This is a genomic window from Anabaena sp. TISTR 8404 (genome assembly GCF_056847745.1).
Window position 1 is genome coordinate 5,183,564 of record NZ_CP180578.1, and the last position, 14,837, is coordinate 5,198,400.

The following is a 14,837-nucleotide window of genomic DNA, read 5'->3' on the forward strand; positions in this document are numbered from 1 at the left end:
GGGTGTAAGGGTGTAGAGGTGTATGGGTTTTGAATACCTACACTTTTACACCCTTGCCCAAATCTTTTACTTACACAAGTGAGTTCAATACTCTCTCACAAATTCTGTCAAGAAGCGGAAGGCTTTGAGAATATAACTAGCGCAATCTTGCGGTGAAGTATTGTAAAACGATCGCCACGCATTTGCTTTATCTTCATCATAGCGATCGCCGCGTTCTGGATGTGCATCTAACCATGCTAAGCGCACAGCATGACCAATTAATACATCTAACACAATATATTCTTCAATTTGCAAGCTGGGGTTTCTAGAGGCGATCGCGCCTAATTCCATGAGTGCTTCAATATTAACTTGGCGATATTCTGGCGCTTCGATTTTATTTAATAAATGCTCCACCCGCAAAGCAAAATTCTTTTCGCCAGCCGTCATTTCAGATAACATCAACTCACTATCTAAACGATTGCGACGTTCTAGTTTGTCTCCAATGACTAAGCCTTTGCAATGTTTCATTAATAACCAAACTTGCTGAAAAAAGTTTTTCGGGACACGGTTCAGCGCCCCTTCAGCTTGACGGAAGCGTCGCCAACCTCCCGTAGGTACTTCAATTTCTTCGGTAATTGTTGGTTGCACTACCCATTCAATATCACTTTCTTTTTGCTTGACGTGTAATGATTCTTGTTGGCGTAACAAGTTACTCATTCCTGTGTAACCAGTTAACACCTGACGCAAGCGCATTTTGATTTCAAAGGGTGAAAGTTCCATTAAATGTTCGTAGGCTTCATCTTGGGTGACACGCAATTCTCGCGCTAGTTCGCTGGTAATTAATAAGATGAGATAGCCAACGCGTAAAGTTAACAGTCCTTGAAATAATTCCGGCTCCGAGCGGATGAGAGTACCAAGATAAAGTAATATTTCTTGTGTCAGTACGCGATCGCGAATATCCTCACGACAGAAATTATTAATTTTCTCAGCAATTTCATTGTGAGGCATCGGTACAGTAATCAATGATGCTTCAGTGTAAGCTCTTCCTACAGCTACTTGCTTACCACGAATCAAAATACTTGTGACTGCATCCGATAAAGCAATATCAACCATCTGTAACAACCCCGCAGCCCGGCGAACGACTGCCCAAATACCTAAATCGCCAGCTTTGGTATAGACTTCATCTAACAAATTCGCTACTGTCACGCGAGTATTAGGGCCACCAAACCCAGTATCAAATTCTAATCCTTGCAAACGAGTTAAAGTTTGCAATAACTCGATTTGCTCATAAAGATTTTCTGAAGCCCGCAAAGCAGACAGCAAAAATCCTAAGTTAGTTTGGCACTCCATTTGGAATTCTTGGGTATGTCCTAAGCGCCAACTTTTTCCTGGATGGTAAGCCAAGTAATAGCAATGTGGTGCAGCATCTTGCATTGCTGAGTGATAAAATTCGGCATCTTGCAGAAAATCAATTCTTTGAATAGCAGCTGTCAGCATTAACTGATTAAGTCTGCCTAGTTTGACACGCACACCATTGCAAACACCATCTTTTAGTTCTTGCATCAATTCTAATAATGCCTCAGCACCAATTTCTAACATGGTGTGAGTCAACATTAAAGTTAAGATAGGACGACCCAAATCACTCCAATATTTTTGAATATAAGCCAGTTCACTTCTAATTTGATCAACTAAAAAATGGTAATCAAGAGTTAAATAAAACTGTTGTGCATCTAGAAAAGACGGCAAAAATACTACGGTTTCACCACAAATCCTAAAGATGCGCGATGTAGTCAAACTCCGCAATCTTCGCGCTGGTCGCCCTGTTAAACCTAATTTATCATTACGTCCAATTTGAGTGTAAATATTTGATAGTTCTCCAGCTTGTCTAACTTGAATTGGGTCTACTTGTTTGGGTGTTTGAGTTTCAATTCCATGAACTTCTAGTTTGGCTTGTAAGTCATCATCTTCAGCTAACAAAGCAATTTGTACTAAGGCTTCGCGGCTTTTACCAATAGTCAAATATCTCCCTAATGGGTCAATATCACCAACAGCTAGTAGACCTTCACTTAACATTTGTCCGAGAAAATATAAACTTTGCGCCCAAACTAAGGGAATATTTTCATTCGGCAATCGAGGTTGACTTTGAGGAGCTAATTTTTCAGCTTCGATATTTTCTGCTGGCACATAATATAGTTCTGGTAGTAAATAATAGCCGTCGCGTTCAACTAATAATGAATCTAGAAGTTCTTGGTATTTTTGAACTTGCTTTTTGTCATTACGGAATAAGCCATCCAGCAATAAGTAGGTGAAAAATAATGGCCATTCACATTCAATATGCTCAAATTGTTTTAATTCCCAAGGTTCGTAGTGCAAACGCTGGTTATCTTCTAAAACAGTTTGATGTCCGTCGCGTAAGAAGCGTTTGCAGCCGTATTTGCCTTGGAGTTTGTTGATGATATCGTTAAAAGTGCGTTCGCGTAGCGTCTCCTTGGGAGAATCGCGCAGCTGTACATCCTCGACAGCAAAGGCAGGATAGCTAATAATACTCAACAGCGCCGCATCAATTTCTTTAGATGCAGATTCTCTCGGTAACAACGATTCTAAAGTACTGCGAGCGCGGGCAATTTCATCAGGTAGTACATGAATGACTGATGCTTGACTTCCACGCACCCCAAACAAATCTAGTTCATTGATAGCTTCTAGTGCTGCTTTTGCCATTCCTACAGAACTAGCATTCAACTCAGCATTACCATGATTAATTTTGTTACCCCGTTCCCAAATACCATAATCTGGTGTCCGGTAAGCGCGTCCAATGTAGTAAACCAAGTTCTGCACAAAGTTTACTTCATCAATCGTATAAATAATCTGCAATCCGGAAGCCGTCATTTGTGCCAGCATCAGTATAAATATAGATGTGGCATCAAGTTGTAAATGTCCCCACTCATTATCTCCAACTACAATGTCGCCAGTAGTGGTGTTGTATTTGGCGTGTAAACCATCTAAGGGTGACTGAGTATGTTTAAACTTCTCTACTTTATGCGCCTGTCGCATCATCGCAAATAGCAACCCACGCATCAGCTTAATAACGCTATGTTCTAATTCGTAAGTGCGTCCTTTGTCCTCGTCAACTTTGCGATACGCCAGCGCTAGACCCCAAACAGCCAAGATGCTGTATACATTGTCTCTCACCCAAGCATCTGTATAATCACCGTGAGCAGTGATGGCTGTACTCGCAGGTAGCAAACCAGTAATCGGATTTTGACGCGCTAAGATGATGGTTTTGATTTGCTTGTAGTAATGCTCCAGTCGAGTTGGTAATTCGGTAGCTGTTTTCATACTCATTAAAGGAAACTTGCAGAAGTCCACCCTGTGACTGTGAAGATGATTATTCTGTAATGGACAATGGTATTTACAGCTAAGGGCAGTAGGGACTACTTATTATCTCGCGTTAGTAGCCATTTAGTTACAAAGTTGTTAATGAATTCTTACCCAAAATTGAGATTTATTGAAATCTTTATATATACTGAGCTTATTTTATACTGAATTTATCATTTGTTTGCTAGTTATAGAATCAACAATCCTTCAAAAGATGTACAGTTCACCAAGAACTCATTCAGTACATTAAAGGTATGAAAGGGTTTGAACCCAATAAATTTGTAATCAAGGGGATTTATTATGTCTTTGCGTTACAACGAAAATCAGGCTCAGTTAGTGAAAGTGGTTTACTCCCAAGTGAAAGTTAACGGCAAAATCGAATTGGTTCCGCTTGAACTTTATGCTGATGGTTCACTCAAAAGAGCGATTGGTTAAACCAAAGTTACAAAAAAAATTTCATTTTCTGCCTAATTACTGACTATTACCCCAAAAGTAACTCTTTCTACTTAAGTAGACAGGAATGGTTCTTCGCTAGTCCAGATTCCCAATAGTAGGGTGGAATCTGGACTTTTAGCTATGGCTAAACTTTGTGAATTAATGTGTAATGTGAACTTAGCATTGCTGAGACAAAAGGTCTTTTCTATAACTGATTAGGTACTACTGTTGGGTAAAAAATTTAGTTGCTACAAGGTCTTCGGTAGAACTCCAAGGGTCGGAGTACGATTAAGAGTGATATCATAGAAGTCGTCACTGAAGACATCAAAATAATCATCACTACATGAAAGCCGAATCCGTTCGCACTACACTAGCAATACCACGGGAACTTTTAGAAGCAACTGACAAGGCAGTTTTAGAAGGCAAAGCAAGAAGTCGTAATGATTTTATGGTGCAAGCAATACGTCGAGAATTAGCAGCACAGAAAAGAGCCACGATAGATGCCGCTTTGACAGAAATGGCCAGCGACCCTGATTATCAGGCAGAGGTACTCAAGCTCGAAACTGAATTTGCTGCTGCTCAGTGGGAGGCATTTCTGTTAGAGGAATCTCTGTAATGAGAAGGGGTGAGGTCTATGATGCTCGCCTAGAATCAACTGAAGGTTCAGAGCAAGGAGGGACTCGCCCAGTAATTATTGTTAGTCGTGATGCAATTAATTCGTCGAGTCCAGTTGTTTTAGCAGTTCCCTGCACTACGTATCAATCAGGAAAGCGAGTTTATCCTACCCAGGTGTTAATTTTAGCACCTGATGGAGGACTCAAGAGAGATTCGATCGCAATGGCAGATCAAGTGCGGGTGTTATCTAAAACCCGCTTTTTGCGTTTAAGAGGTGCAGTTTCGCAATTGGTGATGGCTCATTTATCTCAGGCTTTGTTAATAGCCTTAGATTTGCCAATGCCAGATGAGGAATGAAGCAGAAAGCAAGGGAGCAGAGGAGAGTATACTACTTTAAAGCACAATTACTCAGCACTCAGCACTCTCAAATATATGTAATTCTTGATACGCTACATGATCAGGAATTTACCTCAAAGTTACTGCTGTGGCTCTTGGTTTTGTCTTCCTGGGGACAGTTTTATCATCTCTAGAGCTTGTGTTTGATGAAAGTGGTAGGGTTGGCAATTTTAGTCAAAGCTAACAACCTACCCTTAGTCTTCAAACAAATACTAATGAGTGTATGTAAATATTTTGACTTTGTGAAGTTTGCCAGCAAATCTCTACATTTGCTTGACACAAATTTTAGCAATAGTAAAATCGACACTAGTTAACGGAAAATCAGGGTAATCAATAGTGTACCTGTACGAAATATTACTTATTTGGTGCAGAGTTACTGAAAATTGATCAGATCGTGCGATTCCGGGTTACGATGATCACTTAGCGATGCCTTGATTGGCTATCGATATTGAATTGAGTTTTTAGGATTTTATGGACAAAAGTCCACAAGACGGCAGTACGAACCTCCTCTAAGCCGGTGAGCGTGTCTCTCGGCGCGGGGGAGGCACATAGGAGGTATCATGCTCATACAAGACATTCGTGATTCACTGTTTGATGTCAGTGATTTAAATCAGCTTAAATGCGATTTAAATCGGTTACAACCCGTCGATGTCGGGGAATATATTACACAATTACCAGAAAAACAGCGGGCGATCGCTTTCCGTCTCTTGAATAAAGCTCAAGCAATCGACGTTTTTGAGTATTTACCTACAGATGTGCAGGAAGAATTAATTAATTCTCTGCATGATGTTCAAGTAGTGCAAATTGTTGAGGCGATGAGTCCCGATGAACGGGCAGAATTATTTGATGAATTACCTGCTGGGGTAGTTAAACGCTTATTACAACAGCTAAGTCCCGAACAAAGACAAGCCACAGCGACTATACTCGGATATCCCGAAGGTACTGCTGGCCGAGTCATGACCACAGAATATGTGCGTTTGCAAGAAGGATTGACGGTAGGTGAAGCTTTAAGCAAAATTCGTCGCCAAGACGAAGACAAAGAAACAATTTACTACGCATATGTCACCGACAATAACCGCAAACTTGTCAGGGTAGTTTCTCTACGCCAGTTATTGTTTACTTTTCCAGATGTCTATATTCGTGATATCGCCAGCGATCGCGTTATTAAGGTAAAAACAGAAACGCCTCAAGAAGAAGTAGCCCAAATTATGAAGCGTTACGACTTAATCGCTATCCCAGTGGTAGACAGGGAAGATAGATTAGTCGGCATCATCACTATTGATGATGTAATCGATATTTTAGAAGAAGAAGCTACCGAAGATATCCAAAAGTTGGCAGGGGTGAGTGGTGATGAAGAAGCTTTATCTCCTCCCTTAGTCACAATGCGGAAGCGTTTACCCTGGTTGTTGGCAATAATGGCATTATATATAGGTGCAGCTAGTGCGATCGCGCCTTTTCAATCAGTAATTGCCGCTGTGCCAGTTTTAGCCGTGATTATGCCAATTTTTTCTAACACAGGCGGGACTGTCGGAATTCAAGCTTTAACTGTGACCATTAGAGGATTGGGTGTAGGTGAAGTCACACCCAGAGATACTTTAAAAATTCTCCGAAAAGAAATTTTGGCTGGTTTAGGTACGGCGGTAGTTTTAGCCTTAACAATGATGGCACTATCGATGATTTGGGCTAAACCAGAAGAACGATGGGTAGGACTAGTTGCAGGCACAGTTATGGCGACTAATACAATAGTGGCTGTTACTCTCGGTACGCTATTACCAATGGGTTTGAAGCGCCTGAAGCTTGATCCAGCTTTAGTCAGTGGGCCATTAGTCACAACAATGTTAGATACAATTGGGTTCTTAACTTTTCTGACTTTAATTTCCGTGTCTTTACGGGTTTTACATTTACCTCAGTAATCAAGTCGGCTGACAGGGCAAACGTATCTTAACTTAATGTGAAATTTAATTTTATGGCTAATGATCTTTGGTAGGATATGTTTACTTAAGTATTTTGATGATAAATACATCTGTTTTTGGGGTGAACAGCAAATGTTCAAATCCCCAAAACTATTGCATCAGTGATAGTAACAATGGCACCATTCAAGTCTAAATCTCTGAGCAGTTTGAAAATAGCTGTAATTTCATGAGATTTAGAATTGACTTTAGATTATCCTAAAACTAGTTTTTGGTAATTTTCCTAACACTAACTAATGATTAACATTTTCAGGTAAAAATTTATTAAATCTATTTACTGAGTGAAAGTCTTGTGCTGTTTTGAAAGCAGATTATAGATGAAGAAAATCAATCAAGGTTTTTAAACATAATATTTGTTGAAAGTCAAGCTTAATTATGCACTATTAAGTATGCCAGTTTAAGGTGTATTAACATTGGATAGAGTTATATATTTTCCAGCGAAAAAATTATCATTAAGGCTGCAAGGATGTAGCAGTGGAAGAGAGAGAGTTTTAAGCTTGCTGCATAGATGCCTCAAATAATAACTGATTAGCCGTAAATGAGATTAGAAACAACAATAATTAAATGTTGATACTGGGGATATAAGCCTCGCTCTGCGTGTCTATTGCTAGACTAGCGAACTTCTGAACAGACCGAAGTAAAGCGTTTCCGTCCTGCGATCTCACCCGCTAACCTTATTTTCTTTAAATTTTATGAAGCTATTTTATGATGAGCAATATAGTTGCATTAATTAAGTAATGTAAACGCAAACTACACCAAACTAATATCTTTAATTTTGAGCATAATAGCTAAATATTTTGCTGTAGATGTCAAGCATCTAAGCATTTACTTTATACCAGCATGACTTTTTCTTAATGATTCTTTCTTTAAAGATTTTTTTAACTTCATCATCAAAATAACTTTAATTTAAAGATTACATAAACTAAACTTTAGCGTGACATTAACTTCATAATATCTTGATTTATTGGCCATAGTTTATGTAGAAATATGTAACAGTATAGATTTAATAAAAACTTCCTTTTGGTTATATCTTATAGTAAGATACAGTGTAATTAGTTACCCAGGTATTGGCGAACTTAAGTTCTAAAGTATTGGGAGCAATACCTTGCTTGACTTTGCTTGTTTTCTTCGGAGTCAACTACGAAAAAGCTATAAATCCAAAGCGGAATAGGTAGCCTTGAATTTGTATTACTCCTAATACGGAATAGGTAGCCTTGAGTTTGTATTACTCAAATATTAAATAAGTTTGGAACTTAGTTAATGCGAAAACAACGAAGATTTCTCTTATTGATAGTGGGTTTATCGTTAGGCCTTTCAGTACTCATTGGCTACATTAACCCACAAAAAGTTTTTGGTCAGGTTCCCCTACCTGACGATGCAACTTTAATTGCACGCAGACGACAGGAAGTTGCATCAAACTTTGTGGTTCAACCTCCGACTCGCCCTTTGCGTCCAGTGGAGCGTGTGCGTCGTGATACTTTTGGCGATGTAGGACTTGACCCTGTAGATACTTTGGAGGAGTTGGATAAATTAGTTTATCCTTCCATCCCAAACTCCATCCGGGAAAGAATAGTAGAAGGGTCTACCTTCTTTACTACCCCTAACCGAGTTGAGGATGGTTTCGGGTCAACCTCCATGCAAACTCGATGTGCGGGTTGTCACCTGAATAACGTTGAAGCAGTTCCCAATGAAGGACTACTTACAGGTACTTCTAACGTCAGTAGAGCAGGAAGAACAACTCCCACCAACTTCAGTTTTGTATCGGGTGATACTCAAAATGGTGGTAGAGCGCCTGGTAGACGCTTAGATCCAGTTGAGCCAGATGCTTCTGTTGACTTAGGTCGTCTGAGTATAGCCTCCAGTGGCGAGTTAGATGCAATCAATAATACAGGCCGAACCGCAGCGTTTACGGTATTTGGAGACTATTCAGCATCGGCAAACGTTTTCGATCCGTTGAATGGGAATATAAATCGTGTAACAGGTTTTGGTCAGAACTATAGTGGTTTCTTGCAGCATGTACGCCCTGCAACTGAACGACTGAGGGAGGTATTCGGTATAGAATGCTTGCCAGATGCTATCCCCAGCGTTTCGGAGGATAGAAACCTCGTTGGCTTTAATCCAGCTACACAACAAAGTACAAGTGGATTTAGACGTGCTATTAGTGAATTCGCAGGCCCTCCATATATTGGTCGTGGGTTGATAGAAGCAATTCCAAACGTTGATATTGTCAACGCTGCTGACCCCAACGATACTAGAGGTGACAATTCCTCCCTCAAAACTGCTTTATTTCAATGTACCGGTGATTGTGTCACAGGCCAGATCAATACAATTCCTAGCAATATACCGGCAGCGCAGCAACAACAACGACAAGACGAACTCTTGGCTACAGGGGTAGGGCGTTTTGGCTTACGTGCCAATGGTTCCGAGATGTTGCAGTTTATTCTCGGAGGTATGTTCGGCAGTTTGAGCATGACCAACGTGTTCTCTCCTATTGAACAAGTGATTGCTGACCCCGCCATTGCTCCTTACAATCGCAACTGCCGAAATGAAGTAGCTGATGGGCCTGCACCTGCTGATTTCGAGCTATCTGTCAGCACACCATTTAGTGAGCGCAATTTCATCCGCTCAACTGCTCCCCCAGAATTCGGTAGAAACCTCTTGGCTGTCCTCAGAGCTAAAGATCCTTCTAGACCTCTGCCTGGCAACAATCCAGCTGCTAGAGTTCAAAGAGGAGCGCAGCTGTTTGGTGTTGACTTAGTTGCCTTTGCTAACCGGACAATTGCCGGTAAGATGCCTACAGGCGGCGATGGTTTAGATGGCAATGCAATTAACCAGAGCGATCGCATGGTTGGTTGTGTTAACTGTCATACTCCAATTCAAAGAACAGGCCAATCTCCGGCTACTGGCGACCCATCCTTGGGGCCTGATGCACAAGCACTTGTAGATGCTCTCAGCTATCGTTGGGCTCCTCTATTCTCAGATATTAATATCCATAGAGGCCCAGTCATTGATGCTGAAAGATTCTCGCCAGTTCCACGCGATCCAATTCTCGTGAGCCGCGCCGAGGTGACTCAACGAGGGGCAAGTGGCAATAATAACGTTGCTACATTCATGACCTATGATATAGTACGCAACTTTGCTAGTGATTCCTTCACCAACCAGCAAGGTTCTGCTCTGGGCGATCAGTTCCGTACACCACCTCTAACAGGGATTGGTAGAGTTGGCCCTCCATTTATGCACGATGCTCGTGTTTTCTTAAGTACCTTCAACCGTGATACTACACCTGGGGGTACTGTAACTACCAATAGGGACGTAACCAATGAACCTTTGGTTGTTCGCAATGTAGACGAAGCGCTTTTGGCAGCAATTGAGATACATGACCTGCCTGCACCCGATGACAATAAGACCTCTACTCTGCCAGGTGGTGGATGCCCTGTGCCTCCAGGTGGTAAAGTCGTCAATAAAATTAGCTATGACGGCAGAACTAATACCAATGGCAATAAGGTTGTCGTTGACTACGGTGCAAGACCTCAAGATGTCATTTGCCCACCATATAACAGTCCTCTTTCCAATACTCATCGAAGTGAAGCGAAAGAAGTTATGGCTCGCTTCCGTTCTCTAACACGCGATGATCAACAAGCAATTATTGCTTTCTTGAGAGAGTTGTAAAGGCTCTCCACTTGATCTGATATTGAGTGTTTGATGATTTAAGGGACGTTTTGAATAACGTCCCTTTTTTTATAGTCTCATAGTCTGACAAATTAAAATTTCTGTATTTATACTGTATTATCCAGAATCCTTGTAGAGACGTAGCATTGCTACGTCTCTACATTTTTTTGGAGATGTCTAATTCTTGTTTAGGTTGCAGTGCTATCATTACCTCTGCATACTTAAAGTAAATATTGGTAGAGAAGCAATCGCATCTTTACACCGCAACGCACAGTTATTTATGCCTACTACCACCTGGAATCGTCATCACGTAATTTCCCTTGCTGACTTTACTACCGCTGAATACAATACCGTTTTGCAAACGGCTGCAAGTTTTCAAGAAGTGTTGTCACGGCGGACAAAGAAAGTACCAACTTTGCAAGGACAGGTGGTGGCGAATTTATTTTTTGAACCTTCTACCCGCACACGTAGCAGTTTTGAACTGGCGGCGAAACGTTTAAGTGCAGATACCCTCAATTTTGCTGCTTCGACTTCTTCGATGACCAAGGGCGAGACAATTCTTGATACAGCCAAGACTTATTTGGCGATGGGTACTGATATTATGGTAATTCGCCATAAAGAAGCAGGTGTACCAAATGCGATCGCTCAAGAAATGGATCGTTTGGGTGTAAAAGTTAGCGTCTTAAATGCTGGTGATGGTCAACACGAACATCCTTCTCAAGCACTGCTGGATTTATTTACGATTTGTACTTTAATTGATTCTGAACATCCGCGCATAGAATTGTTGGCAGGGAAAAAAATTGCGATCGTTGGGGATATTTTACATTCTCGTGTAGCGCGATCAAATATTTGGAGTTTAATTGCCAGTGGCGCACAAGTGCATTTGGCTGCACCACCGACTCTGTTACCTAAATTATTTGCTGAGTATATACATGCAGAGAGAAAAGATACGCTAAATGGGCAACTATTTTTACATTGGCAATTAGAACCAGCCTTGCAAGATGCTGATTTTGTCATGACTTTGCGCCTGCAAAAAGAACGGATGACAGCACATTTACTGCCCAGTTTGCGAGAATATCATCAGTTATTTGGTATTACCCGACAAAAATTGCAACTGTGCAAGCCTAATGTCAAAGTTTTACACCCCGGCCCGGTGAATCGTGGAGTCGAAATTAGTTCTGATTTAATGGATGACCCAGAGTTTAGCTTGATTCAGTCGCAAGTTACTAGCGGTGTAGCTGTACGGATGGCGCTGTTGTATTTAATTGGTAGCGGTAAGACTTAATTTTGTAACAAACTTAGATTTTTCAATTTAGGGGAAACATTATATGGTTCGTGTGTCTCGTTTCCTTTTCTTTAATATAACAATATTGATATAGTTAGAGTGTAAGCTGTGCCTGAAACTCGTGTTGTTTTCTATCAAGAAGAGGAAGGGGTAGTTCCTGTCTTGGAATGGCTGACCAGACTTTTGAAAGAAGATCGCAAAGGTTATGCAAACTGTGTTGCTCGCATCAAACAACTTGCTGCATCAGGATATGAACTTCGTCGTCCTGCGGCTGATTATTTGCGTGATGGTATATACGAGCTTAGAGCAAAACACATTCGTGTACAGTACCGCATTTTGTACTTCTTTCATGGGCAAAATGTGGCAATTCTCGCACATGCTATCACAAAGGAAGAAGCAGCTGTACCTCCAATTGATATTGAACGAGCGATCTCACGAAAGCTTTTATTTGAAGAAAACCCAGGACTTCACACATACATAGAAGAACAAGAAGATGGCTAAGACTAGCGATGCAATAAAAATTATTAACAAAATAAGTAGCAGTGATCCTGAAGCTGAGGCATTAGTAGAGGAAGCCTCTATTAATGCAGAAGTTGCTCAGTTGATTTATGAAGCCAGAACAAAAGCGGGGTTAACACAGAAACAACTGGCTGAACTTATTGGTACCAAACAGCCCGTGATTGCACGGCTTGAAGATGCTGATTACGAAGGACACTCTCTTTCAATGCTGCAAAAAATTGCCCATGCTCTAAATCAACGAGTGGTGATTCAGCTTGCGCCAATAGAAAATGAGCAAAGTGCATAAATTTTAATGCTGCACTCTTCATTCACTATTAGGTATTAACCAACTTCACTCAGAATCTCTTGTAAACTGAGTAATAATTCATTCACAGTATAGGGTTTAGATAAAAATTTCTTGACCCCAAGTTTCATAATTTCTGCCAATTTGTCTTTAGGCATGAGTCCGCTGGTGGCAATAACTTTAACTTGGGGATTAATTTTTTGCAAGGTACGAATAGCCGTTACCCCATCTAAAGAAGGTAACATAATATCCATGAGGACGACACTAATTTTATTAGCATTTTTGGCATATTGTGCGATCGCCTCAATGCCATCACTGGCAATTAAGGTTTTGTAGTCATGAGTTTCTAGTGATGTTCTCGTAATTTCTTGAATTGAGGGTTCATCATCCACTATAAGAATTAATTCACCATGACCTGCTTGAAGTGTAATTTCTTCTGGGCTAAAAATTTCTGTTTCCCCGACTGCTGGTAAGTAAACTTTAAAGCAAGTACCATTTCCTACTTGGCTTTGTACATTGACAAAGCCATCGTGGCTTTTCACAATTCCTAGAACAGTGGAAAGTCCTAGCCCTGTGCCTTGCCCTACAGCTTTTGTAGTGAAAAATGGTTCAAAAATTCTATCCAAAATTTCTTCTGGAATGCCGATGCCTGTATCGCAGACACTCATCACTATGTAAGGGCCTACTTTAGCATCTAAATTCATCCGAGCATAATTTTCATCAATTAATAAATTTTCAGCAGTAATAGTTAAAGTACCACCATCGGGCATAGCATCACGGGCGTTAACGCAGAGATTCATTAAGACTTGATGGAGTTGCGTACTATCTCCAGAAACCATCCACAATTCAGGTGATAAATCAAGGCGAACATCTATAGATTTAGGTAGCGTCTCTTTGAGAATTTTGGCGACTTCTACTATTAAGTGTCTGGGTTGCAAATTGATTCGCTGCCCTTCAACACCCCGTGCAAACGATAACACCTGTTTAACTAAGTCTGCACCTCGTTTAGCATTAATTTCTAAAATTTCTAACAGATGCTGTGTTCGCTCATCCGCATCAGGAAATTTTAGCGGTAATAGTTGCGCTCCAGCTAAAATTGGTGTGAGGATATTGTTGAGGTCGTGGGCGATACCACTGGCTAAAGTGCCGATACTTTCCATGCGCTGGGCGCGAAATAGTTGTGATTCTAAACGTTTTTTCTCAGTAATATCTGTATCAACGGTCAAAATTGATTGCGGTCTGCCTTGAGAATCGCATACCAAACTCCACCGACTAGCAACTAATACTTCTTTGCCACTTTTAGTTAACTTCGTTAACTCACCTTGCCACTTACCTTTGCTGATGACGTTTAACCAAGCTGCTTCAAATTCTGGGCAAGGTTCATTAAACAACAACTCGCTGACATTTTTCCCCAAAGCTTCTTGTGATTGCCAGCCGTAAAGATTTTCTGCACCTTTATTCCAAAACAGAATTTTATTTTCTAAATCCCGCACACAAATAGCATCAGTAGTGATGTCTAATAGTGCTGCTTGTTCGCGGATTTTTTCTTCAGCTTGTTTGCGTTCGCTAATGTCGATACTAGCGCAAGTTATCCCCACAATCTCTTGTAATTCATTGCGTAAAGGTTCAACAGTCAAATCATAATAGCGAATGCCTTGGGGAGTAGTTAGTGATACTTCTGCTCTTGTACCTATACCCGTAGTCAGTACACTCTTTTTAATAGTAGTCAGACTTTGTGCATCTTCTGCTGGGATAAGTTCTGAGTCATGTTTGCCCAGCATTTCTTCAGTTGTCCACCCAGAAATTGAGTTATAAATCCAGGTGTAACGTAACTCTTTATCTTGATTGAAAACAAAAATCGGCGAATTTTTCAGTGCTACCCGAAATCTTTCTTCGCTTTGGCGCAGCGCATCCTCGATGCGTTGACGTTCAATAGCATAACGCATAGAACGCACTAGCAAATCACCAGTTACTTGCCCCTTGACTAGATAATCTTGCGCCCCTTCTTGCATAGCGCGGAGTGCTAGAGTTTCATCATCGAAACCTGTTAGCACAATAATCGGAGTCGCTTTTGCTTGGCGGTTAGCACTTAAAAAAGTGCTGATACCTTGACTATCAGGTAGAGAAAGGTCTAACAACATCAAGTCAAAACTTTCATGCGCTAACAAAGTGAGTGCTTCCGACAATCGCTCAACGGGACACAACTCTACTTTTGCGGTATTGACTTCCTCTAATAACTCCTGTAAGAGAAAAACATCGCCAGGGTTATCTTCTACTAATAAGACTTTAATTAGTTTTCCTGCCATGTACC

At 40.9% G+C, this 14,837-nt stretch carries 10 protein-coding genes; 8 read left to right on the top strand and 2 right to left on the bottom strand.

The window, feature by feature from the left end; genetic code table 11:
- Positions 1–84: 84 nt before the first annotated feature.
- A complete protein-coding gene (locus ACMX3D_RS22465; RefSeq protein WP_482748028.1) occupies positions 85–3,315 on the bottom strand; it encodes a phosphorylase b kinase regulatory subunit alpha/beta in 3,231 nt (1,076 codons plus the stop codon).
- A 339-nt stretch (positions 3,316–3,654) separates the two neighbouring features.
- Between ACMX3D_RS22465 and ACMX3D_RS22470 the strand changes: the two genes are divergently transcribed.
- From ACMX3D_RS22470 to ACMX3D_RS22505, 8 genes are all read left to right on the top strand, one after another.
- Positions 3,655–3,789 (top strand): hypothetical protein, encoded by a 135-nt coding sequence (locus ACMX3D_RS22470; protein WP_482748029.1) that lies wholly within the window; start codon positions 3,655–3,657, stop codon positions 3,787–3,789.
- Positions 3,790–4,132: 343 nt separating this feature from the next.
- A complete protein-coding gene (locus tag ACMX3D_RS22475) occupies positions 4,133–4,405 on the top strand; it encodes a ribbon-helix-helix domain-containing protein (protein ID WP_482748030.1) in 273 nt (90 codons plus the stop codon).
- Entirely contained in the window at positions 4,405–4,761 is a 357-nt protein-coding gene (locus tag ACMX3D_RS22480) for a type II toxin-antitoxin system PemK/MazF family toxin (protein ID WP_482748031.1), read from the top strand. Before ACMX3D_RS22475 ends, ACMX3D_RS22480 begins: the two co-directional genes overlap by 1 nt.
- A gap of 599 nt (positions 4,762–5,360) precedes the next feature.
- Positions 5,361–6,713: a magnesium transporter gene (mgtE, locus tag ACMX3D_RS22485; protein WP_482748032.1), complete on the top strand. Its 1,353-nt coding sequence runs from the start codon at positions 5,361–5,363 to the stop codon at positions 6,711–6,713.
- A 1,317-nt stretch (positions 6,714–8,030) separates the two neighbouring features.
- Positions 8,031–10,439, top strand: coding sequence for a hypothetical protein (locus ACMX3D_RS22490; RefSeq protein ID WP_482748033.1), 2,409 nt, complete (start codon positions 8,031–8,033; stop codon positions 10,437–10,439).
- Positions 10,440–10,719: 280 nt separating this feature from the next.
- The gene (locus ACMX3D_RS22495) at positions 10,720–11,724 is read left to right on the top strand and encodes an aspartate carbamoyltransferase catalytic subunit (protein WP_482748034.1); all 1,005 of its coding nucleotides are present in this window, start codon (positions 10,720–10,722) and stop codon (positions 11,722–11,724) included.
- A gap of 108 nt (positions 11,725–11,832) precedes the next feature.
- On the top strand, positions 11,833–12,225 hold the full coding sequence (locus ACMX3D_RS22500; RefSeq protein WP_482748035.1) for a type II toxin-antitoxin system RelE/ParE family toxin: 393 nt from the start codon (positions 11,833–11,835) through the stop codon (positions 12,223–12,225).
- Positions 12,218–12,529 carry a helix-turn-helix domain-containing protein gene (locus ACMX3D_RS22505; protein ID WP_482748036.1) on the top strand — a complete coding sequence of 104 codons (312 nt, stop codon included), beginning with the start codon at positions 12,218–12,220 and terminating at the stop codon, positions 12,527–12,529. Before ACMX3D_RS22500 ends, ACMX3D_RS22505 begins: the two co-directional genes overlap by 8 nt.
- 35 nt (positions 12,530–12,564) lie before the next feature.
- On the opposite strand, the gene ACMX3D_RS22510 is transcribed toward ACMX3D_RS22505, so the two are convergent.
- Positions 12,565–14,832: a PAS domain-containing hybrid sensor histidine kinase/response regulator gene (locus ACMX3D_RS22510; protein ID WP_482748037.1), complete on the bottom strand. Its 2,268-nt coding sequence runs from the start codon at positions 14,830–14,832 to the stop codon at positions 12,565–12,567.
- Positions 14,833–14,837 lie beyond the last annotated feature (5 nt).

Bases quoted from the DNA above. Each gene is read 5' to 3' on its own strand.
- ACMX3D_RS22490 (WP_482748033.1), top strand. From the start codon at position 8,031: ATGCGAAAACAACGAAGATTTCTCTTATTGATAGTGGGTTTATCGTTA.
- ACMX3D_RS22505 (WP_482748036.1), top strand. From the start codon at position 12,218: ATGGCTAAGACTAGCGATGCAATAAAAATTATTAACAAAATAAGTAGC.
- mgtE (WP_482748032.1), top strand. From the start codon at position 5,361: ATGCTCATACAAGACATTCGTGATTCACTGTTTGATGTCAGTGATTTA.
- ACMX3D_RS22480 (WP_482748031.1), top strand. From the start codon at position 4,405: ATGAGAAGGGGTGAGGTCTATGATGCTCGCCTAGAATCAACTGAAGGT.
- ACMX3D_RS22470 (WP_482748029.1), top strand. From the start codon at position 3,655: ATGTCTTTGCGTTACAACGAAAATCAGGCTCAGTTAGTGAAAGTGGTT.
- ACMX3D_RS22465 (WP_482748028.1), bottom strand. From the start codon at position 3,315: ATGAAAACAGCTACCGAATTACCAACTCGACTGGAGCATTACTACAAG.
- ACMX3D_RS22510 (WP_482748037.1), bottom strand. From the start codon at position 14,832: ATGGCAGGAAAACTAATTAAAGTCTTATTAGTAGAAGATAACCCTGGC.
- ACMX3D_RS22495 (WP_482748034.1), top strand. From the start codon at position 10,720: ATGCCTACTACCACCTGGAATCGTCATCACGTAATTTCCCTTGCTGAC.
- ACMX3D_RS22475 (WP_482748030.1), top strand. From the start codon at position 4,133: ATGAAAGCCGAATCCGTTCGCACTACACTAGCAATACCACGGGAACTT.